Below are 22,373 nucleotides of genomic sequence, written 5' to 3'. Positions count from 1 at the left end.
CCTTTCAAAGGTGGGGTGAGGTCAGTTCTTGGTCTTGCGTTCGCCGCCGACTTTTTGGGCGATGACGGCGAGGATTCCGATGACGAGGCAGTACAGGACGCTGACGGCTGCAGCTGCCTGGCTCTGGCCGTTGTCGAAGTTGTCGAACACGAGGATGGACAGGATCCTGGTGTTCGAGGTGAAGAGGAAGATGGAGGCGCTGAGCTCACGCATGGAGAGCATGAGGAACAGCAGGAACGAGGACATGATGCCCACGCGCATCAGGGGCAGGGTGACGTCCAGGACGGACCTGGTCCGTCCGGCGCCGAGCATCACGGCGCTGTCCTCGAGGTCCTGGTCCATCTGGAGCATCGAGGCGGAGACGCCGCGGTACCCCTGGGGCATGAACACTGCAACGCAGGCGACGGCGAGGATCGCCAGGGTGCCGTAGATGGGCAGCGGGAGCAGCAGCCAGGTCCAGAGCAGTCCGATGCCCATGACGATGGCGGGGACGGCCAGGGGGGTCATGGCGACCAGTTCGATCAGGCGCCCCACCTTGGACTTGGTGCGGTACCGGATGTAGGAGGCGATGAAGCTGAGCGTGGTGCCGGCAAAGGCTGCGATCAGGGCCACCAGGACACTGTTCTTGAGGGCGAGCTGGAAGTCGTTGGATCCAAGGACCTCGATCAGCTTGGCGAAGCTGAGGGAATTGGCCTCGAGCAGCTGCGACATCGAGGACACGAACGGGGTGGCCTGCATGGACGCGGCGAGCAGGGCGAGCATGGGCAGCACGACGGAGACTGCGAAGTAGGCCAGGGCGATGATCGTGAAGGGCCAGCGCATCTTGCGCAGCGGCACCTGCCGGGGACGGTTGCCCTTGCCGGTCATGGTGGTGAATTTGCGCTTGTTGATGATGCGCTGCTGGATGAGGGTCACGGCCATCAGCGCAACGGTCAGGATGACGGCGACGCTGGCGGCCTGGTTGCTCTTGGCCGGGGTTGCGCTCATCAGGCGGTAGATGTAGGTGGGCAGCGTGTCCACGCCGCCGGGGTTGCCGATGACCTGGGCCACCGGGAAGTTCTCCATCGTCAGCGCGAAGACCAGGACGGCGGAGCCCAGGATGGCCGGCAGGGCCAGGGGCAGGGTGACGGTCCGCAGCATGGTGCGCAGCGGAGCCCCATGGACGGTGGCAGCCTCTTCGAGGTCGGCGTTCATCATCGACAGCGAGCTGTGCAGCAGCAGGAAGGCGTACGGGGCGTAGAAGATTCCCAGCACGAACACCAGGCCCGGCAGGCTGTAGATGTTGATGGCGGCATCAATGCCCAGGTCGCGGAGGAAGATGTTGATGTAGCCGGCGCTCGGCGAGCACAGCAGCGACCACGCCAGGGCGCCCACCAGGGCCGGGATGAACATCGGCGCCATGCCGATGAAGAAGATGAACTTCCGCCATGGCGCATCGGAACGGGCGCACACGAAGGCCAGGAACGCGCCGATCAGCAGGGCGATGAGCGCCGAGCCGGCGCCGACCATGAGCGAATTGACCAATGCGCCGAGTGCTTCCGGGGTGGCCAGCAGCGCCAGGTTGGACAGCGTCAGGCCGCCCAGGGAGATGCTGCCCGGCCGGGGAACACTGTCCGAGAACGCGGCGAGCAGCACCAGGGCAAGCGGAAGGACGATGAGGACGCCGAGGATGGCCAGGACAATGAGGCCCGGTGTGTTTTTCCGGAGGCCCGAGAGGGTCCGGGCAGCCCGGTAGTCCCGGGGTTCGGGCTTCGGTGCCAGGCGCGCCTCGGCGCGGGTGGCCGCCTCGGTGGTCTTGAGGCTCATGCGAGGACCTCAGCCGGCAGGATCTGGACTTCGCGGGGGTTGACGGTGACCCACACGCGGTCCCCCACTTTGTGCTGTTCGCCGCGGCGCAGGCCGCCCAGTGCGTCCAGCTCGGGCCCCGATTCCAGCTGGATCGCGTACCGGATGTCATTCCCCTGGAAGCCCGCCACGCGGACCGTTCCCGGCCACGAGTTGGGGTGTTCGGTGGGCATGGCGGTGATCTGCAGGTCCTCGGCCCGGATGCACACCTTGGGGGATGCGCCGGCGTCGCTGGCCTGCTGCGCCGACTGGATGGTGAGCTCGCTGTTGGTGATGCGTGCGGTGGTGGACCCGGTGGCGGTGCCCTCCGGGGTGCAGTCCATGATGTTGGAAACACCGAGGAAGTGGGCGATCGAAGCGCTGGCGGGTGCCTCGTACATGTGCTGCGGGGCGCCCATCTGCACAATCCGGCCGCCCTGGAGCAGGGCGATGCGGTCTGCAAGGGCGAAGGCTTCGTGCTGGTCGTGGGTGACGTACACACAGGTGAGCCCCAGCTGGAGCTGGATTTCACGCAGTTCAACGCGGAGCCGGTCACGCAGGCGGGCGTCAAGGTTGGAGAGCGGTTCGTCGAGCATGAGCACGCTGGGCCGCATGACCAGGCTGCGCGCCAGGGCCACGCGCTGCATCTGGCCGCCGCTGAGCAGGCTGGCGCCGCGGTCGGCGTAAGGCTCCAGGCCCACCAGCGTGAGGGCCTCCATGACGCGCTCATCGATTTCGCTCTTGGACAGCTTCTTCTGCTTGAGGGAGTAGGCAACGTTCTGGGCCACCGTCATGTGCGGCCATACCGCGTAGGACTGGAAGACCATGCCGACGTTGCGCTTGTTCGGGGGCAGGTTGATGCCCTTTTCGGAGTCGAAGACTACAACGTCGTCGATGATGATCCGCCCCGAGGTGGGTTCCTCCAGGCCGGCTATGCAGCGCATGGTGCTGGTCTTGCCGCAACCGGACTGGCCGAGGAGGACCAGGGCCTCGCCGTCTTCGATGTCGAGGTTGAGGTTTTCGATGGCAGTGAAGCTTCCGTACTTCAGCTGCAGGTTTTGAATGCTGATTTTCATGGCTGATTCCTTGGCTGGGTTTTTCCGGTAGGGGTTTCTTCAGTCGCTGGGCACCAGGATGGTGCTTTCGCTGATGACGCGGGCCGAGCGTTGAAAGGAGACTTCAGCGGGATCGGCTGCATCCAATGCCAGCGCCGTCTTGCCTTTCAGTAAGTGGATAAAGAGTCCGGCCTCCGCCGCCGGAACCACGCTGCGCTGCACCACACTGCCTGGTGTCCCCGAGGCGGCAGCGACGGCGACCGCGCTGGTGAGGCCGATGGCGGGGTGCAGTGCGGTCATCGAGATCATCCGGGCCGAGACGCCGGTTGCGCCCGTGGGCGGAGGCCCCACGATGCCAACCTTCGGAATGGATGTGAGGTCCTGCGGAAGGCCCATCCTGCGGGCAGCCGCTGCGCGCAGCTGCGGGGCAAGCCGGACCAGCGCCTCCAAGGCTTCCTCGCTGCCGGTTGCGTCAAGCCCCAGGTCCTGTGCGTCGAAGAGCGCGGCCGGGGCGCCGGCGTCGATCAGTGTCGCCTGGTACCGCTTCCCGTCGACCTCAAGCTCGTCCATGGCGTTGCCCGTGGGGAACTGTGCTCCGTAGCTGGACCAGGAGGCTTTTTGGAAGATGACGTCGATGGGGACGCCGGGGTAGTGCTGGCCGTCGAGGCGGCGCCCGCCGTAGGCCGGCACCTGCGCCCCCGGCGTGGGGATCTCGCAGACCAGGCGCAGCCCGGTCACGGTGTTCAGGATGGGGACCCGGGTGACTTCCCCGGTGGGAGCGACCAGTCCGGCATGGAGCGCGTACAGGCCCAGCGCTGTTGCACAGTTGCCGCAGTTGCTGGCCCACTCCACTGCCGGCTCGTCGATGGCCACCTGGGCGAACCGGTAGCGGACCGTTCCGTCCCGGTCGGTGCCGGCCACGGTGATCGCCTTGCTGGTGGTGGACGAGGCGCCGCCTACTCCGTCGATCTGGCGAAGGTCCGGGGAGCCGAAGGTGCGGATGAGGAGACGGTCCGTCTCCAGGGCGTCGGCCGGAAGGTCCTCGTCCCGGAATATCCAGCACTTGCTGGTGCCGCCACGGACGAGGGTGGCCGGTACCGGGGTGACCGGGAGGGTACCGGCCTGCGGCTCTTCCCTGAATAGAAGCGTCATTGGTTCTCCTGAAATACCGCGCCCTGCCGTGTGCAGTCGCCGGGTGAATGTTCAAAGCTCGGCCAACCGGAATCCGGCATTTGGCCTGCTGTATGGCGTTGGTCACAAACGGTATACCGTTGGTATGACTTAAGCAACAGTTCTTTGAATATGAATACCGAAGCGGCGGTCTGGGCGCCTGCCAGCTTCGGCGGGTGTGCGATAAATCGGCACGGTGTTCACAGCGCGCCGGAACGGTATGCAGTGCGTTAGAATTGCGGCTAAAGGTATGGCGCCGGCGCGCCCTGCCGCTTGTTTGCGTGAAGACCGGAGGCCGCCCGTGGCGTCGCAACCAGAGACAAGCCCCTACCTGATGATCAGGAACGCCATCATCTCGCAGGAGCTGCCTCCCCGTGCCCAGCTCGTCGAAAGCGCCCTGGCCAAGAAGTACAACGTCTCCCGGACGCCCATCAGGGAAGCATTGCGGCGCCTTGAAACCGAAGGGCTCGTGGAGCGCTACGGTTCACGCATGCAGGTGCGGGAGTACCGCCCGGAGGAGATGCTGGACCTCTATGAGGTGCGGACCTTCCTGGAGGAGGCGGCCGCAAAAACTGCTGCCCTCCGGCACACCGACATGGACCTGATGCTGATCGACCGCGCGCACCAGGCCATGGTCACCCTTGATTTTGATGCTGCCACTCCGGCTGAACTGGCCGCCGCCAACCGAACCTTCCACGAGCGCATCTGGGCCGCCAGCCACAGCGCCGCCCTCCTTGACCTGCTCGACCGGATCCTGGTCCACTTCATCCGCTACCCCGGCACCACGCTCTCCACCAAAGAGCGCTGGGACCGCGTACTGAAGGAGCACGAGGAGCTGCTGGTGGCCATCCGCGCCCGGAACGCGGAGGAGGCCGGCCGCATCGCCAGCGCCCATATGGACGAGGCAAAGAACATCCGCATCCAGATGTACATCGACGCCCAGGAAATCAGCAGCCCGCGCCTGGGATAGCGTCATAATCCGGCATAGACCTCTCCCGCCGAACCCGTAAAGCCTGCACCAAGACGCTATTGCATGCGACGGCATACTTATGTATACAATCGTGTACAGCGATGGAGCTGAGGAGATTGATGATGATCGAGAGCGACGTTTTGGTAGTGGGCGGCGGCAACGCCGGATTTGCGGCAGCACTTGCAGCCGCCGAGCGTGGACGCAAAGTGGTCCTGCTCGAAAAGGCCCGGGAAGCCGCATCGGGCGGCAACAGCTTCTACACCGCCGGTGCCACGCGCATCTCCCATGACGGGCTCCAGGAGCTGATCGAATTCGTGGAACCTGATGAGCGGCACGCCGCCAGCGAAGTCCCCGCCTACACCGCCGCCGAATACCTCGCCGATCTGTCCAAGGTCTCTGAAGGGCGCAACGACCCCGAACTGTCCGCGGTCCTGGTCAGTGAAAGCAACCCGACCCTGCGGTGGCTCCAGGGGATGGGACTCAAATACCGCCTGATGTATGAGCGCCAGGCGTACCGGACCGAGGACGGCGGCTATCTGTTCTGGGGCGGCCTGCACGTGGGCAACGTGGGCGGCGGCAAGGGGCTCATGGCCGACCACCGCGCCGCCGCGGAGCGCATGGGCGTTGAGGTCATCTACGACTGCGCAGCCACCGGGCTCATCCAGGAGGACGGCCGCGTGCGCGGCGTCCGGTACCGCACCTCAACCGGAGAAGGTGAGCTCCGGGCCGAGTCGGTCATCCTCGCCTCGGGAGGTTTTGAAGCCTCCCCAGAACTGCGCCGCCAGCACCTGGGGGAGGGCTGGCAGAACGCGAAAGTACGCGGCACGCCGGGCAACACGGGGGAGATGATCCTCGCCGCCCTCGACGCCGGGGCGGCCAGGGGCGGCGACTGGTCCACCTGCCACAGCGTGGCCTGGGACGCCTGGCACCCGGAGAACGAAAGCAACCTGGAGCTCACCAACCAGCTCACCCGCGGCGGGTACCCGCTGGGCATTGTGGTGAACAGCGAGGGCAAGCGGTTCGTGGACGAGGGCGCCGACTACCGCAACTACACCTACGCGAAGTACGGCCGGGACATCCTTGCCCAGCCGGGATCGGTTGCCTTCCAGATCTTCGACGCCTCCTCCCGCGCCATGCTGCGGGCCGAGGAGTACGACATGCCGGGCGTCTCGGTGGTCACCGCGCCGACCCTCGCCGAGCTGGCCCAGAAGGCCGGCATCAGTCCCGAGGGCCTGGAGGAAACGGTGCAGGGCTTCAATGCTTCGATCACGGAGGACGCCCCGTTTGACCCCAACGTCAAGGATGGACGCCGTGCCGATACCCGGCCGCCGAAGAGCAACTGGGCCCGCAGCATCTCCACCGGCCCGTTCTACGCTTTCCCGGTGACCTGCGGCATCACCTTCACCTTTGGTGGCCTCAAGACGGACACCTGGGGACGCGTGCTCACCGAAGACGCGGAGCCGCTCGAAGGGCTGTATGCCTGCGGGGAAGCGCTGGGCGGACTGTTCAGCGGAAACTACCCCGGCGGCTCCGGGCTTGCGGCGGGCGCCGTCTTCGGCCGCCGCGCCGGCTCCATCGCCTAAGCAACCCAGCAGCCCCACCAGCAACGGAAAAGAGGAAAAAGTGGCCAGTCCCATCCATCAGCGGCTCCGCGAGGACGTTCTCGCGAGCGTCTTTGCCCCTGACGAGCCGCTCACGGAGGCCAAACTCACGGAGCGCTACGGGGCTTCCCGGACGCCCGTGCGGGAGGCGCTGCAGCGGCTGGAGCAGGACGGGCTGGTGGAACGGCGCGGCAAGGCGGTGGTGGTCCGAACGCATTCGGCCGAAGAGATCATCGACATCTACGAGTCGAGGATCATCCTGGAGCAGGCCGCGGCTGCCAAGGCCGCCGTCAAGGCAACCGCCCTGGACCGCCAGTTGCTCACGGGGCTGCTGACGCAGATGCAGCAGCTGGATCCCAGTGACGGCCGGGCGCTCGCCGAAACCAACCGCGCCTTCCACGCCCAGCTGTGGCACGCCACGCACAGCCCGTCGCTGATCGGACTGCTGGAACGCCTGGACCAGCAGGTGCGCCGGTACACCCTCACCACGCTGACCTACCCGGGACGGTGGCCGGTGGTCCTGGCGGAATACGCCGGCCTGTTGGCCGCCATCGGGGACGGGGACTCCAAACGGGCGGGGGAGATCGCCGCCCGCCACATGTCGGACGCCTTGGACATCAGGCTGAAGATGTACGCCGAAGATCCCAGGACCCTCTAGGCCGCTGACGGCCGGAGGCGTTCCTTTACAAGCCCGCCGGCAGATGTTCCTGCATACTCCATCGCAACAGGAAACCCGAAAGTCGGGCGCAGGGCATCAGCCGGTGCAAAGAGGAGGGGCAGGCTCCAATGGGCCTGCCCCTCCTCGCTTTTCCGGCGCCTTATGCGCCGGGCCGCCTTCGCTGGAACGGACGACGACGGCGGCGGGCGCGTGCCGCCGTCGTACGTTCTGCGGGGGCTGGCTTCCTATGGGGAAGCGCCCGTCCGGACACACAGCTACGGCACAGCAGCAACCGGCCCAGGGCATAGCCCCGTGAGGTTTCCTTGCATCATGACCACTTCACGCACACCCCGCCAGCCCGACCTTGACCAGCCGCACCCCGACCACGACCGGGGGCTGGAGTTCGACCTGAACACCCTGGTGAGCCGCAGGTCCCTGGGACTGTTCCTCGGCGCGGGCGGTGCGGTGGCCGCGCTCGCCGCCTGCACACCCGCCGCAACCACGGGCTCCACCGCGACGGCAACAACCACGGCGACGGCCGCCACGTCCTCCGCGTCGGCCACGGCCACGGACGCCGGCACCGCCACCCCCACGCTGACCCGGGCCATCGCCGAGTGCGGCGTGGAAATCCCGCAGGAAACCGCCGGTCCCTATCCGGGGGATGGCTCCAACGGTCCGAACGTCCTGGAAGCCTCCGGGGTGGTGCGGAAGGACATCACGTCGAGCTTCGGGTCTGCCTCCGCAAAGGCCGAGGGCGTACCCCTGACCTTCACCCTGACCCTCCTGGACAACGCCAACGGCTGCGCCCCGATGGCCGGTGCCGCAGTGTACGCCTGGCACTGCGACCGGGACGGAAAATACTCGATGTACGACTCGAGCCTGAAGAACGAGAACTACCTGCGGGGCGTGCAGGAAGCCGATGCCAACGGGCAGGTCACGTTCACGTCGATCTTCCCGGCCGCCTACTCCGGGCGCTGGCCGCACATCCACTTCGAGGTGTTCGAGTCCATGAACAATGCCACCTCCGCCGGACAGGTCCTGGCGGTTTCCCAGATCGCGCTGCCGCAGGCGGCCTGCGACGACGTGTACGCCACCCCCGGGTACGAGCGCAGCGTCACGAACATGACCCGCACCACGCTCAAATCGGACAACGTGTTCGGGAACGACGGCGGCATCTACCAGCTGGCGACGATGACCGGTTCAGCGGCTGTCGGCTACACGGCGGGACTCAACGTGACCATCTAGCGCGAAACGATCAACACCCTCCCGGCTCTGGCGGTGCATAGCCGGGCGAACTATGCTCTCACGCATCACCCCCGCACGTTGTGAAGGGAACAATGATGAAACTGAGCCACATTCCCCTCCGCCTGGCCACCGGAGCCTTCATATTGAACGCCGGCTACAGCAAGCGGAACCTGGACAAGGACAGCGCAGCCCGTATGCAGGGCATGGGAGCCAAGGTGTACCCGCAGGTGGCCCGGATGGAGCCGGAAACGTTTGGAAAGCTGCTCAGCTACGCCGAGATGACCTTGGGCGCGGCACTCCTGGCACCGTTCGTGCCGAGCCGGCTGGCGGGGCTGGGCCTTGGCCTCTTCTCCGGATCGCTTCTGACCATGTACCGAAGAATTCCGGAGATGACCCTGGAGGACGGGATCCGGCCCAGCCAGCAAGGCACCGTGCTGGCGAAGGACGTCTGGATGTTCGGGATCGCCCTCGCGCTGATCCTGGACCGGAACCGTACTAAGGGCTCCTCCGTAAGTCGGGCGGCCTGATTCATTGTGCAGCTGACGGTGCGGGGGAATCCTGCCGCTGGGTGACGCGCTGGATGAACTCGACCGTCTCGCGTTCTGTCTCGGCGCGGGTGGTGGGTTCGTTGTGCACCTCGTGCCGGACGCCGGGGAAGACGCGGGTGCGGACGTCCGCGTGGCCCGAATCAGCCAGGCGGTTGGCCACGTGGTAGGCGCCCTCGCCGTAGTTGGTCACGGGGTCCTGGTCGCCGGCGAGGATCAGGACGGGGAGTTCCGCGGGGAGCTGTTTGTACCAGTCGTCGGAGGTGACCTGGTCGTAGAGGTCCACGAAGCCCTGCAGGAAGCGGGCGCTCAGGGGTGCGCCGAAGTTGTTGAAGGGGTCCCTCCCGTGGTCGCTGACGACGTCGGCGTCCAGAGCGACCCAGGCAGTGGGGCCGGCGCCTTCGCCGAAGCGGCCCAGGAAGCCGTCGAACAGCTGGCCCACCAGTTCCTGGGGTGCGGGTTCTGCGCCGCGCTCGCCGGCGGCAAGCCGTGCCAGTTCGGGCCGGTCAATCATTTTCTCGATGCCGCGCATCTGCGCGGCGATGCCGCAGAGGATCAGGCCGGCCAGCTGGGTGCGCGGGTCCACGGCCATGCCGCGGGCGATCATGGAGCCCCAGCTGTGGCCGAACACCACATAGGGAAGCTGGGGAAGCGCCTCCCTGGCCTTGGCCTGGAGGGTGACCTCGTCGGCGACCACCACGCTGGCGGCGTCCTCACCGGCGTCGCCCCAGGTGCCCTGCTGCATGGCCGTGCGCCCGTGGCCGGAGTGGTCGCCCGCCACCACGATGAATCCCGCGTCCACCAGGGTGGAGATGAGGTGGAGGTAGCGGCGGGAGTGCTCGCCGAGCCCGTGGATCAGCTGCACGATCGCCTTGGGCTGCCCGATGGGTTCGTAGACCCAGGCCTGGATGGTGTCGCGGCCGTTGGCGGATGTGAACTCGATTTCCTGCAGTGACATATCTTCCTCCCCTTGCCTGCGCCGTCGCTGGCTCGTGGTGAGCCTAACGTCTTGGTGGACGGCGCCGTCAAGGTTGTCTTTACATGCGGCGCCGGGCCGTGGGACATGTTGGTTCATGCTCCGTCTGAGCGCCTAGTCTGAACACCAGCCACGTCCCCGGATCCTGGAGGAAGCCATGCCGCAGCCCGACCGTCCTTTACGCAAGCTTGGCTTTCTCACCATTGGGCTGTTCGATCCTCTTGATCCAGCGGCCGGGCACGAGTCCACGCTGCAAATCATTGAACTGGGGGAGCGGCTGGGGTTCGACAGTGCGTGGCTACGCCACCGGCACCTGCAGTTCGGCATCTCCTCTCCTGTGGCGGTGATGGCGGCCGCCAGCCAGCGGACCTCGCGGATTGAGCTGGGAACTGCGGTGACGCCGCTGGGCTGGGAGAATCCGCTGCGCCTGGCCGAGGACCTGGCCACGGTGGACCTGCTGGCTGGCGGACGGATCAATCCCGGCGTAAGTGTGGGGGAGCCGATGCAGTACGACACCGTGAAGCACGAGCTGTATCCAGATACCGCGGAGGTGGAGGACTTCAGTTACGCCCGGGTGGAGCGGTTTGCCAGGTTGGTTGCGGGCGAGCCGGTGCGGGAGTTCTCCGGCAAGCAAGGCGTGGTGGAGGAGTTCTCCAACCGGATAGAGCCTTTTTCCGCGGGCCTGCGGCAGCGCCTGTGGTACGGGGCCGGCAGTACGAAGTCAGCGGTGTGGGCCGGTTCGAATGGGTTCAACCTGCTGTCCAGCAGCGTGATCTTCCCGGACAAGGACCAGGAGCCGGACTTCGCCCTTGTCCAGCAGTCGCAGATCCGGGCGTTTCGGGAAGCGGCTGCTACCGCGGGACATGCCGGGGCGCGGGTCTCGCAGGGCCTGGTAGTGATTCCGACCGACTCGGCGACTCCTGCCCAGCGCGAGAAGTACCAACGGTATGTGGATGAACGCACACCGCGCACGGCTGCTCCGCAGGGGCCGAGGGGCATGATGTTCGCGGCTGATCTCATTGGCACCAGCGAGGAGATCGCCGAGCAGCTCTACGCGCACGCAGGCTTCCAGGAGGTGGACGAGGTGGCATTCGCGCTGCCCTTCAGCTTCGATCACGCGGACTACGTGCAGATCCTGACCGACATCGCGGGGAAGCTGGGGCCGGCTTTGGGGTGGACTGGCTTGGAAGTCGGTCGAGGGCAGATCGAGGAGACCTAAACGGCCTACAGATTGGTGAAGGCGTTTTGGCCAAAATTGAGCGGTAGGCGGCCGTGTATTACCTTCGCGCGCAAAAAAGCTCGGAGCCCTGTATATGGGGAAATTTCACATAGTGGTCATAGGTCCCCACCAGAAACGTAGCCGCTTGGGGAATACGCCCGACGAATTCGAAGTAGCTTTTGAGAGCTCTTGTGGGAGTCGGACCTACACCACTTATCTGCCCGACCGCTTTGAAGGACCGTGTTAGTACCTGCGTACGTGCATTATCCAGCTTGTCCTGTATCAAGAGTTCAACGAGACCGTCTCTAACGCAGCCTGGATCTAGTCGGTCGGAATTTAGGCCCTCAATAAGAATCTCGTATGATGAGGTTAGGTTAGGAAGGAGTCCGGGGGCCATAGGGCTGCTGGACTCTTCAAGGGCTTGTATAACAGGCCCATAGACAGCGAGAGCTGTTTGGGCGACGTGTTCACGATCGCCAGGAGTTCTAAGCGCTAGTTGGATTGCCTGGTTTTCACACTTCGCGTGATCTGCCGTGCAAGCTTCCATGTTTCTATTCGCGGTAATTGACTCGACAACCGGCGCTGCGATGAAAAGAAGCACGATGACTGCAGCCAGTAGTCTTATCCATGGATATTGCAGTAGTAGCGTCTTGATAAATCGAATGGTGACTACAATAACTTTTACAACGGCCGTATATAGGGTGCTGAGGTAGACCTTCGCCCTATGAAGCCAGCGGTTAATCAATTAGTTCCCCCAAAATAAAAGTTCATTCAATATCCGTCTACGGTCCGCAAATAGTCAGTTACCGAATGCGGGCGCGGCCGTCATGGTCACGGAGCGACATGGTCATTGGTCCGTTCCTATGCGGACCCCCAAGGAAGTCGACCGCGCCACCGCCGTCTACTACAACAAGGACTCTTTGCCGCGTGCGGTACGGCAGTGCGGTTGAAGACCAGGAGCGCCGCCTGTCAACCACGGTGAGCAGAGGACGGGCAGAGTAGACACGCCGCTTCCCAAGGGCTCCAGAGCGCATGCGCATCCTTCGCGCTCGCACCAATTTGTCACCCGTACTCGGACGACCCTGAGTCCCGATGCCGATTCGGTGTTGACCTTCAAAGCCGCATCACATGTCGACTAGGGCAGGCTTCTCACAACCCTCCTCTGAAAGTCCAGGGACGGAGGCGCCTTCTTTTGGCAAGTATTCAGCGACAGGATCGAAGATGGCATCCACTTCTTCTGGGAACTGTTCCGCCCATTGAGTAAGAAAGGCGCGCTGCACTGCGGCTGCACCGATGAAATCAAGGTCGTTACCAACTTGCTCAAAAAGAACATGTGGATCGTGATTAGTACGAAGTCTTTCCCTAACTGACTCCGCTACACGTGTTTGGTCGGACGTCGGCAAATTAAGATTGAGTGCAAGACGAGCTGCCACTACATCGAGCTTACTTTCGACCGCATTTGCCACATGGCTTTCAGGAGCCGACTCGCCGGGAAAGCACACAATTAGTTCATCATGACTTATCTGTCCTCTCATGTCACCGTCAAGGATGGCCATCGCCTTGAAGGTAATGGCAGGATTAAGGTTCTGACTTTTGGCATACTTTGCAGCATTACCGTGTCCGCCTACGGCATGAATGCTCAGGCCGAGTAGTGAGATGCCCTTTCGCCGCCGATATTCGCGAAGGGCAGCCAGCGCCATCTGTTCCCCGAATGCATCCTCAACAAAGATGGCCAGAGACGCTTCGACCTTACCGGTCAGTGCGCGCAGTGAATTCACGTCAAGCTTGCCTTGTGTCAGTTCTCCTTCAGCGCAGGCCCAAACAGCTTGATCGGGAAGCGGTGCCAACGCATAATTGGAATGAGTCGTGAAAATAATTTGGCAGGATTTTCGCTTAGCGACTTTGATCAGGTACTCGACAAGACGCTCCGTTGCAACGGGATGCAGGCCATTCTCGATCTCTTCGATCAGAATCAGGGATTCATCGGGGCTCTGCTCGATATCCGAAACGATGCGAATGACACTGGCCTCGCCGGCGCCGAAGTGAAACTCAGAGTAAGCGTCACCGTTCTGGCTCACTGCCGCGTATAGATTCTTGACCCCTCCCTTACGGAGGGCTACTAGGAGGTAATTCCGTGCTTCTTTGCCCAAAATCTTCTCCACTGCTTCGATGGTGCTCGCCGAAAGCTGTGTTTCATTAGGACTTTTGAAGCTTCCTCCTATGAAAGATGTAAGGTCTTTCCTTTCGCTGGCGGGGATTGTCCGAGTAACGCCAAATAGGAGGACCTTCCGGGATAGTGCATCACGGCTCCATTTTGAGCTTACATAACTTGCGGTACGAGTAGTTAGCGAACTGGTGTTTCTTTTAGGGTCTCTCTCCCAAAGTTCATACTCGACCTTCCAACTCTTCATGCTGGCGTCATATTTTCCGCTTTTTGCAAAGAATCGCCTAGGGGCAATCTCCTTGAAGATAAGCGCGGCGGCGCCAAGTACGGTGGTCTTACCGCCGCCGTTGGGTCCGACTAGTGCCGTTACTGGAAAATCGAACCTGATTGAGGCGTCTTTGTAAGCTCTGAGCTTTGCAAGCCGCATACCGAGTAAGTAACTTTGATACTTACGCTTGGAAACCCGCTCGCTTAGAGCCGTAATTTCACTGTCCCGAATTTCGCTGTGGATGGTTTGCCCCAATGTCATACCGGATTCTAACCGTTGGTTCTAGAATTTCTAAATTCCGGTCTAGGCCCCCGATGCTAACCGTCCTCGATTTTGTTCATGCGGCACTAAGTTCGTCTTGGGGACTACTACCACAACCCCGCCGTAGCATCCGGACACACAGCGCAACCCAGGCGCCCCCGCCCGTAACCTGTTTAAATGCCTCGTTTCGCACTGGACATCGAGTCCGTCCCCCGTCCCGCCCGTTCGCAGGAACTCCTGGACGCCGTGAACCACCGGGTGGTCATTGCCGACGGCGCCATGGGCACCATGCTCCAGGGCCGTGACTTGCAGCTCGACACGGACTTCCAGAACCTCGAGGGCTGCAACGAGATCCTCAACGACACACGCCCGGACGTCATCGCGGACATCCACGACGCCTACTTCGCCACCGGCATCGACGCCGTGGAGACCAACACGTTCGGCGCCAACTGGTCTAACCTCTCCGACTACGGCATCGACGACCGCATCGAGGAACTCGCACAAAAAGGTGCCAGGATCGCCCGGGAATGCGCCGAAGCCGCCGAGGAAACAGATGGCCGCATGCGCTGGGTCCTCGGCTCCATGGGCCCCGGCACTAAGCTCCCCAGCCTGGGCCACACCAGGTACGACTGGCTCAAGCAGACGTTCGCGCTCCAGGCCGAGGGCCTCATCAACGGCGGCGCGGACGCGTTCCTCATCGAAACCAGCCAGGACCTCCTGCAAACCAAGGCCGCGGTCAACGGCTGCAAGCAGGCCATCGTCTCCAAGGGCGTCCGCCTCCCCATCTTCGTCGAGGTGACGGTGGAGACCACCGGAACCATGCTCATGGGCTCCGAAATCGGCGCCGCGCTCACCGCCCTGGAACCGCTCGGCGTCGACGCCATCGGCCTGAACTGCGCTACCGGCCCGGACGAGATGAGCGAGCACCTCCGCCACCTCTCCAAGCAGTCCTCCGTCGCCATCGCCTGCATGCCCAACGCCGGCCTGCCCGTCCTCGGCGCCAACGGCGCGCACTACCCGCTCTCACCCGCCGAACTCGCCACCGCGCACGAACAGTTCGTCCGCGAATTCGGCCTGGGCCTGGTGGGCGGCTGCTGCGGTACGACGCCGGAACACATGGCCGCCGTCGTCGAACGTCTTGCGCCCTTCCGCACCAAAGCCGTGGCCACCGAGGACAAGACAGCACCGGCACGAATCCCCGAAGAACGTGAAGCCGGCGTCGCCTCCCTCTACCAGCACGTGAACTTCGACCAGGAATCCGCCTACCTGGCCATCGGTGAGCGCACCAACGCCAACGGCTCCAAGGCCTTCCGCCAGGCCATGCTCGAAGAGCGCTGGGACGACTGCGTGGACATCGCCCGCGAACAGATCCGCGTCGGCGCCCACCTGCTGGACGTCTGCGTGGACTACGTGGGCCGTGACGGCGTGGCCGACGTCAAGGAGATCGTCTCCCGGTTCGCCTCCGCCTCCACCCTCCCGCTGGTCATCGACTCCACCGAACCGCCCGTGCTGCGCGCCGGCCTGGAACTCATCGGCGGCCGCCCCGTGGTCAACTCGGTCAACTACGAGGACGGGGACGGCCCCAACAGCCGCTTTGCCCGCATCATGCCGCTCGTGAAGGAACACGGCACCGCCGTCATCGCCCTGACCATCAACGAAGAAGGCCAGGCCCGCACCACCGAGGGCAAGGTGGCCATCGCCTCCCGCCTGGTGGACTCCCTGGTGGGCGAGTGGGGCATGCGCGTCGAGGACATCATCGTCGACTGCCTCACCTTCCCCGTCGCCACCGGCCAGGAGGAAACCCGCCGCGACGGCATCGAAACCATCGAGGCCATCCGCCAGATCACCGCCAAGTACCCGGGCATCAACACCACCCTCGGCGTCTCCAACGTCTCCTTCGGCCTCAACCCGGCGGCGCGCATCGTCCTGAACTCCGTGTTCCTGCACGAAGCCGTCCAGGCCGGCCTGACCAGCGGCATCATCGACGCCGCCAAGATCGTTCCGCTCGCCTCCCTCCCGGAGGAGCAGCGCAAGGTGGCCCTGGACCTGGTCTGGGACCGGCGCGAATACGACGCCGACGGCAACACCACCTACGACCCCCTGGCCCGCATGCTGGACATGTTCGCCGGCGTCGACACCGCAGCGCTCAAGGACCAGCGCGCCGCCGAACTCGCGGCGCTGCCCACCGGTGCTCGGCTGGAACGGCGCATCATCGACGGCGAAGGCAAGGGCCTCGAAGCGGACCTGGACCTGGCCCGCAGCGAAGGCATGACCCCGCTCGGCATCATCAACGACCACCTGCTCGAGGGCATGAAGGTGGTGGGCGAACGCTTCGGCGCCGGCGAAATGCAGCTGCCGTTCGTGCTCCAGTCCGCCGAGGTCATGAAGAACGCCGTGGCCCTGCTGGAACCGCACATGGAGAAGTCGGACTCCTCCGGCAAGGGCACCATGGTGATCGCCACCGTCCGCGGCGACGTGCACGACATCGGCAAGAACCTGGTGGACATCATCCTCACCAACAACGGCTACAAGGTCATCAACATCGGCATCAAGCAGGGCATCGCCGAGATCATCGCCGCGGCGGAGGAACACAACGCCGACGTGATCGGCATGTCCGGGCTGCTGGTGAAGTCCACCGTGGTGATGAAGGAGAACCTCGCCGAGCTGCAGTCCCGCGGCCTGGCCAAGAAGTGGCCGGTCATCCTGGGCGGCGCCGCCCTTACCCGCGCCTACGTGGAGCAGGATCTGGCCGAGCAGTTCGACGGCGTGGTCCGCTACGCCAAGGATGCCTTCGAGGGACTCTCCCTCATGGAGCCGCTGGTGCGCGTTGCCCGCGGCGAATCACCGGACGACGTCGGCCTGCCGCCGTTGAAGAAGCGCATTCACAAAGGCGGGGCGAAGTTCACCATCACGGAGCCGGAGGCCATGCCCGGCCGGTCCGACGTCGCCAGCGACAACCCCGTGCCCGTGCCGCCGTTCTGGGGTACCCGCATTGTCCGTGGCGTCTCCCTGCACGACTACTCCGCGTTCCTCGATGAGCGCGCCACCTTCATGGGCCAGTGGGGCCTCAAGCCTGGCCGCGGCGAGGACGGCGCCTCCTACGAGGAACTCGTGGAACGCGAAGGCCGCCCGCGCCTGCGCTACTGGTTGGACCGCATCCTGGGCGAAGGCATGCTGGACGCCTCCGTGGCCTACGGCTACTTCCCCGTGGTCTCCGAGGGCGAACAGGTGGTGGTCCTCCACCACGGAGAGGATCCCGACGGCGTCCTGGGCCAGGCAGGCCTGCTCGCCCCGGACGGTGGTTCAGGCGGCCCGATCGGCACCGACCGCCTGCGGTTCGATTTCCCGCGCCAGCGCCGCGACCGGCACCTGTGCCTGGCTGACTTCGTGAAGTCCCGCGAGTCTGGCCAGATCGACGTGCTGCCCGTGCAGCTGGTCACCGCCGGCTCCAAGATCGAAGAGTTCACCTCCAAGATGTTCGCGGCCAACCAGTACCGCGACTACTACGAGCTCAACGGCCTGGTCATGCAGCTCACTGAGGCGCTCGCCGAGTTCTGGCACGCCCGCGTCCGCAAGGAGCTCGGCTTTGCGTCCGAGGAACCCAAGGACACGGCTGGGTACTTCAAGCTCGACTACCGCGGCGCCCGCTTCTCGCTGGGCTACCCCGCCTGCCCGGACATGGAGGACCGCCGCAAGATCACCGAGCTGCTGAAGCCCGAGCGCATGGGCGTCATCCTGAGCGACGAGCTGATGCTGCACCCCGAGCAGTCCACCGACGCGTTCGTGTTCCACCACCCGGAGGCAAAATACTTCAAGGTGTGAGTGCTCCCTGTTTCCGCTGGTCAGAGGCCTAGGCTACCCACAGGTAGGCTTTCCTCATGCTTGAGATCAGACCCAATTGCGAGTGCTGCGACCGCGATATTTCGCCCTCTTCGGAGGCCTACATTTGCACCTTTGAATGCACCTGGTGCCCGGAGTGCGTGGAACGTTTCCCGAACCGTGCATGTCCCAATTGCGGGGGAGACCTGCAGCGCCGCCCCGTCCGGCCCGCTGCGGCTTTGGTGAACAACCCGGCCAGCCAAGTCAGGGTCTTCTCGCCGGACTGCCTCCACAAGACGGGGCATTCCGAACCCGCTGCTCTTTAGGCGGTTATTCGGGCCCCGGCGCAGTCGTGCTTTAATCGACATTTCCCATCCGAGGCTTGGGGGCCGCATGGAAACGCAACTGTCCGATCAAAGCGCACGGCCGAAGATCCTGGCCGTAACCCATGTGCTGGCCCGGATCTACCTCGGACTCAGTGCCCTCGGAACCCTGTATCTCGTGGGCACCGCCCTGCTGTCGAGCGGAGCGGTGCCCATCAAACTCCCGGTCCGCCAGTTCTGGCCGCAGGTTCCCGAGGGCGTCGACATTTTGGACGGGCCGTCGGCCCAGGTAGCGGGAGGCGGCTTCACCTACGCCGACGTGGAGGTGCTGGGTCTCGGCGCCGACGTGCGGCTCTTGCTGGCCGCCGGCTATCTGCTCCAGGGCCTCGTGGCCATTGCCATCGCGGTGGCAGTGCTCAAACTGACGGCCCGCGCTAAACAGCCCGGCTCATTCCAAACCGGGCTGGGCAGGGCCCTTCGTATGGCAGGTTCGGCCCTCATCCTCGGCGGGATAGCCTGGCAGATTTGTTTCTCCGTTGCAGGGTCCGTGGCATCACAACAGGTTCTCGCCTATACCTCCTGGGGCGGGCCCAACGCGGCGGCAGAGACCGTTAACGGCCCGATAACCAACGGCCCACTCGGCGTGGCAGCGGCAACCGGCTTCAGTTTCGAGTTTTGGCCGATCCTGGTGGGGATCGTCCTCCTGGCCACATCGGCAGGTCTCCGCTACACCGCCATAGTGGGGAGCGTCCCATCCCGTGCCATAAGCCCCTGAAGGGACCTGCTCACTGGTTGGTTCCGGAGCGGCTTAGGCGCGATTCGTCTGGTTCCTTGATGGTGGACGCAGGGACGGCCTCCCGGTGAGCCTTCCCGGCGGATCCAGCCACCCCACCGGACACCGGCTTCACCCGCCGCAGCGAAACAAGCACCGCCCGGCCCACCACGGCGATGCCGATCACCGTGGTGACGGCACGCAGGGTGTCCCAGCCCGCCGTCGACGTCAACAGCGAATACAGCAGGAAGCTGCTGAGGTTGGTGCCCAGCGGCGCGCCCGGAACGTACGAAATCCCGGTGCCGCCGCCCACGGCGAAGGGCCAGAACCACAGGTTCAGCAGCAGCCCGAACACGTACGACGACACCACGCCGTAGGCCGCCAGCATCCACAGTTCGGCCCTGCCCCGCACCCGGCGGGGAAGCAGCCCAGCCCCGGCGCCCACCCACGCGCAGGCGAAGATCTGGAACGGCGTCCACGGGCCGATGCCGCCCCACAAGGCACTGGACACGGCAATCGTCGCCGCACCGAGCAGGAGCCCGAACCGGGCGCCGAACGCGCGGCCCGCAAGGATCAGCAGGATAAACACCGCCTCCACGCCGCCGACGCCGGTGCTCGCCACCCGCACGGCGGAACCGACGGCAGCCAGCACCCCGAGCAGTGCCACGGTGTGTGCCGAGCGGACGGATCCGTCCAGGGAAAGCACGACGGCGACCGCTGCCACGGGTGCGATGGCCAGGGCAACGTAGGGGGTTGCCGCCGCAGCATCCTGCGGGAGGGCCGCGGCAAGCAGGGGCCAGCAGAACGCCGCGAGGGCGGCCAGATTGGCGAGTGCGAGGACAGCAAGCTCGGCGCTCCGCGGCATCCGGACCCGGTGGGGCTTCCTGGCGTCCGGTGCGTCTGGCTGTTCAGCGGTGGACGCCGCCGCCTGCGCTCCGGCAAGAGTAGGACGGGGTGCCGGGACGTACGGGTCCGGAGCAGCGACAGGTTCCAGGGATGGTGCCACGCCGTTCCGCATGGGCAGGATCCGGGCGCCCAGGCCGTGGGCGAAGTCGAGGTCGTGCGTGGCGATCAGGACCGCCGCGCCATCCTCTGCCGCGGTACGCAGGGCCGCCGCCACTGCAGTCCGTGCGGCCGGATCGAGTCCGCGCGTGGGTTCGTCGATGAGCAGCACATCGGGGTCATCCATGGTCTGCAGGGCGATGGCCAGGATCCTGCTCTCGCCGGCGGAGAGGTCCCGCGGATGCTGGTTGCCGATCGGCATATGGACGTCTCCCCGCAGCCGGGCAAGGCGGGCCGCCGCGGTACCAGCAGCAACCGCCATGCCGTTCTTCCGGCGCGCCAGCCGCCGCTCCGCTGACCGCAGCTCGCCCGTGACCGTGTCCCTGGTGAAGAGGTCGTCCGACGCGTCCGGCACCAGGGCGACCCGGCCGCCGTCGGACGTTGTCCCCGTACCCTCGCCCAGGGCCAGCGCCACCAGCAGGGACGACTTCCCGGCCCCGTTCGGCCCCACCAGCGCCACGATCTCGCCGGGGTGCAGGACCAGGGAGGCATCGCGGACCAGCGGCTTGCCCTTCCGGTGCACCTCGACGTGGGTTGCCGTCAGCACGGGGCCGCGGCCGTGATCCGGAACGGCCGCTGGCCAGGCAACGCCGGGAGCGGCGGGGGAAGGAGGGGCACCCGGCACCAGCGCACCGCCCTCGATGGTCCACCAAGAGTCAGCAACCGGCACCAGGGCCGCGGCCCGGTGCTCGGCCACGACGACGCACACGCCGTCGTTGGCCAGGGCACGAAGCACGGCGATGACGCGGCCGCGGGCGTTGGCGTCGAGGTCGGCCAGAGGTTCGTCCACCAGTAGCAGCCGGGGCTGGTCCACGACGGCGGCGGCAATGGCCACAAGCGTTGCCTCTCCTGCCGACAGGGTGCTGACGTCCCGGTCCAGCAGCGCGGACACCCCAATCCGTTCCGCCACCTCCAGCACCCGGGCCTTCGCGGCGGCGGAGGGCATACCGCGGAGCTCGAGGGCCAGGGCAATGTCGTCCCGGACGCGGGTGGTCGCAAAGGCTGCGCGCGGATTCTGCAGGACGACGCCCACCAACCCCGCGGTATCACGCGGGGGAGCGCTGGCGCGGTCCGTCCCGGCTATCTGCACCGTGCCGGACAGCGCGCCACCGTCCACGTGCGAAAGGAGGCCCGCGAGGCCGCGCAGAATGGTGGACTTGCCGGAGCCTGTGGGCCCGGTGATCACCGCGACGGACCCAGCCGGCGGTGCAAAGGAGTCAACCCTCATGCGCGTGTCAGCGATGCGGAACTGTGCGTCGCGCACCAGAAGCGGGCCGCCGTCGTCGTGATGTACTTGGCGGGATGCCCGGCTGCCGAAGCCGCGCAGCTCCAGGGCCGCGGCAATGCGGCCGGCATGCTCCAGGGTGCGTTCGAGGACGGGCACCAGGGCGCGGGGGCCGAAGCGTTCGCCCCGGAGCCGGAAGGCGAGGCGCACCGAGGCCACGGCGTCGGCCAGCGCCGGGAGGGCCGCCCACGCCACCACCAGCATGCGGGCCACGCCCTGCAGGGGACCGCCCCGGGCCAGCCGGACAAAACCGCGGGACACATCCACCCAGGCGTTGAGCAGGCCGAAGCCGAGGATCGTTGCGGCGATGGGCAGCGCTGACAGCACCGCCGCCCAGAGCCCCGGGGCCGTGATCGGACCCAGGAACACCACGTGGGCGTACGGGGCGGGGAGCCTCAGCGGCGGAAGGTCCAGCAGGACCGGGGTACCCGTGGCCGCCCCGTTGAAAAGGGCCCGGTAGGCGACCCGCGCCGCGATGAACACAGCAGCGAGAACCGCCGCTGCGCGCAACGGCGCGGGCCGGAAGGTCATGACGCGGGTGCTGCCGGTTCGTTGTCCACCGTGTAGAGCAGTTCAAGGCTCTCGCCGGGGTTGAGCTTCAGGCTGTCCAGGCCTTCCTGCGCGTAAGCCCACGTGCCGGCGGCGGGCTTCACCCAGAGTGCCCAATACGAGACAGTGTTTTTGTCATCACACGCTTCACGGGCGGTGCCACCCTTGTGCTTGATGTCGAAGTCCGCGGCGGGCACTCCGTTGACGCGGCACGCGAAGCTCGTGGGGTACTTGGCGGTGCCCTCGGTCTTGATCTTGGCCTGTTCGAGGACCTTGGCGGCCACGGTGGGGCCATCCACGGACACGCAGGCGGAGGTGTCGGCGGCGGACTGCTTCAGGGCGCCCGAATCGACGATGACCTTCACGCCGGCGCAGGGGCCGGCAGAGGTTGAAGCGGCGCTGGCATTCGACGAAGCCGCTGCAGATGAGGCAGGGGCCGGGGAGCTTGGCTGGGTGGAGGCCGGCGTGGAACAGGCGGCGAGGGTAAGCAGGAGGCCGGCGGCGGCGAGGGAGCCCGCGGACGCGGTGCGGAGTTTAGTCAATGTCACCAGTCAAGGGTAGGGCGTTGGCGCTCCGGAGCGGATGGGCGTTCCGTTGTGTGACGCGG

16 protein-coding genes are annotated in these 22,373 nt (G+C 65.5%); 9 read left to right on the top strand and 7 right to left on the bottom strand.

The features are described 5' to 3' along the window. Nucleotides 1-21: 21 nt before the first annotated feature. The 3 genes from LDO22_RS12650 to LDO22_RS12640 are packed head-to-tail and all read right to left on the bottom strand — an operon-like array spanning nt 22 to nt 4,031. The gene (locus LDO22_RS12650; protein WP_224023592.1) at nt 22-1,806 is read right to left on the bottom strand and encodes an iron ABC transporter permease; all 1,785 of its coding nucleotides are present in this window, start codon (nt 1,804-1,806) and stop codon (nt 22-24) included. Continuing rightward, nucleotides 1,803-2,900 carry an ABC transporter ATP-binding protein gene (locus LDO22_RS12645; protein ID WP_224023590.1) on the bottom strand — a complete coding sequence of 366 codons (1,098 nt, stop codon included), beginning with the start codon at nt 2,898-2,900 and terminating at the stop codon, nt 1,803-1,805. Before LDO22_RS12645 ends, LDO22_RS12650 begins: the two co-directional genes overlap by 4 nt. A gap of 39 nt (nt 2,901-2,939) precedes the next feature. Then, nucleotides 2,940-4,031, bottom strand: a complete 1,092-nt coding sequence (locus tag LDO22_RS12640; RefSeq protein WP_224023588.1) for a PrpF domain-containing protein — start codon at nt 4,029-4,031, stop codon at nt 2,940-2,942. A 319-nt stretch (nt 4,032-4,350) separates the two neighbouring features. Here LDO22_RS12640 and LDO22_RS12635 point away from each other — a divergent pair, with 319 nt between their 5' ends. The 5 genes from LDO22_RS12635 to LDO22_RS12615 all read left to right on the top strand — a co-directional run bounded on the left by LDO22_RS12635 (nt 4,351) and on the right by LDO22_RS12615 (nt 9,050). Beyond that, nucleotides 4,351-5,019 carry a GntR family transcriptional regulator gene (locus LDO22_RS12635; protein WP_224023586.1) on the top strand — a complete coding sequence of 223 codons (669 nt, stop codon included), beginning with the start codon at nt 4,351-4,353 and terminating at the stop codon, nt 5,017-5,019. Between the two features lie 119 nt (nt 5,020-5,138). Beyond that, nucleotides 5,139-6,602, top strand: a complete 1,464-nt coding sequence (gene tcuA / locus LDO22_RS12630) for an FAD-dependent tricarballylate dehydrogenase TcuA (protein ID WP_224023584.1) — start codon at nt 5,139-5,141, stop codon at nt 6,600-6,602. Nucleotides 6,603-6,642: 40 nt separating this feature from the next. After that, entirely contained in the window at nt 6,643-7,278 is a 636-nt protein-coding gene (locus LDO22_RS12625; RefSeq protein ID WP_224023582.1) for a GntR family transcriptional regulator, read from the top strand. A 330-nt stretch (nt 7,279-7,608) separates the two neighbouring features. Beyond that, complete coding sequence (locus LDO22_RS12620) at nt 7,609-8,523, top strand: intradiol ring-cleavage dioxygenase (RefSeq protein WP_224023580.1); 915 nt, start codon at nt 7,609-7,611, stop codon at nt 8,521-8,523. Between the two features lie 95 nt (nt 8,524-8,618). After that, nucleotides 8,619-9,050 (top strand): hypothetical protein, encoded by a 432-nt coding sequence (locus LDO22_RS12615; protein WP_224023578.1) that lies wholly within the window; start codon nt 8,619-8,621, stop codon nt 9,048-9,050. Between the two features lies 1 nt (nt 9,051). Here LDO22_RS12615 and LDO22_RS12610 read toward each other — a convergent pair whose 3' ends face one another. Next, on the bottom strand, nt 9,052-10,026 hold the full coding sequence (locus LDO22_RS12610) for an alpha/beta fold hydrolase (RefSeq protein WP_224023576.1): 975 nt from the start codon (nt 10,024-10,026) through the stop codon (nt 9,052-9,054). 175 nt (nt 10,027-10,201) lie between these two features. Between LDO22_RS12610 and LDO22_RS12605 the strand changes: the two genes are divergently transcribed. Next, on the top strand, nt 10,202-11,263 hold the full coding sequence (locus LDO22_RS12605) for an LLM class flavin-dependent oxidoreductase (protein ID WP_224023574.1): 1,062 nt from the start codon (nt 10,202-10,204) through the stop codon (nt 11,261-11,263). 1,124 nt (nt 11,264-12,387) lie between these two features. Here LDO22_RS12605 and LDO22_RS12600 read toward each other — a convergent pair. Next, nucleotides 12,388-13,956 carry an AAA family ATPase gene (locus LDO22_RS12600; RefSeq protein ID WP_224023572.1) on the bottom strand — a complete coding sequence of 523 codons (1,569 nt, stop codon included), beginning with the start codon at nt 13,954-13,956 and terminating at the stop codon, nt 12,388-12,390. Nucleotides 13,957-14,133: 177 nt separating this feature from the next. Here LDO22_RS12600 and metH point away from each other — a divergent pair, with 177 nt between their 5' ends. From metH to LDO22_RS12585, 3 genes are all read left to right on the top strand, one after another. Next, nucleotides 14,134-17,778: a methionine synthase gene (gene metH, locus LDO22_RS12595; protein ID WP_224023570.1), complete on the top strand. Its 3,645-nt coding sequence runs from the start codon at nt 14,134-14,136 to the stop codon at nt 17,776-17,778. Between the two features lie 56 nt (nt 17,779-17,834). Continuing rightward, entirely contained in the window at nt 17,835-18,101 is a 267-nt protein-coding gene (locus LDO22_RS12590; protein WP_224023568.1) for a DUF1272 domain-containing protein, read from the top strand. A 67-nt stretch (nt 18,102-18,168) separates the two neighbouring features. Continuing rightward, nucleotides 18,169-18,873 (top strand): hypothetical protein, encoded by a 705-nt coding sequence (locus LDO22_RS12585; RefSeq protein ID WP_224023566.1) that lies wholly within the window; start codon nt 18,169-18,171, stop codon nt 18,871-18,873. Between the two features lie 10 nt (nt 18,874-18,883). Here LDO22_RS12585 and LDO22_RS12580 read toward each other — a convergent pair whose 3' ends face one another. Together LDO22_RS12580 and LDO22_RS12575 are read right to left on the bottom strand one after the other, a co-directional pair. Further along, a complete protein-coding gene (locus LDO22_RS12580) occupies nt 18,884-21,748 on the bottom strand; it encodes an ATP-binding cassette domain-containing protein (RefSeq protein WP_224023563.1) in 2,865 nt (954 codons plus the stop codon). Next, a complete protein-coding gene (locus LDO22_RS12575) occupies nt 21,745-22,314 on the bottom strand; it encodes a hypothetical protein (protein WP_224023561.1) in 570 nt (189 codons plus the stop codon). Before LDO22_RS12575 ends, LDO22_RS12580 begins: the two co-directional genes overlap by 4 nt. Nucleotides 22,315-22,373 lie beyond the last annotated feature (59 nt).

The organism is Arthrobacter sp. NicSoilC5, assembly GCF_019977395.1.
Taxonomy (GTDB): Bacteria; Actinomycetota; Actinomycetes; order Actinomycetales; family Micrococcaceae; genus Arthrobacter.
Note: the sequence above shows the minus strand (reverse complement) of the source record. Positions and strands in the feature narration are given on the sequence as shown.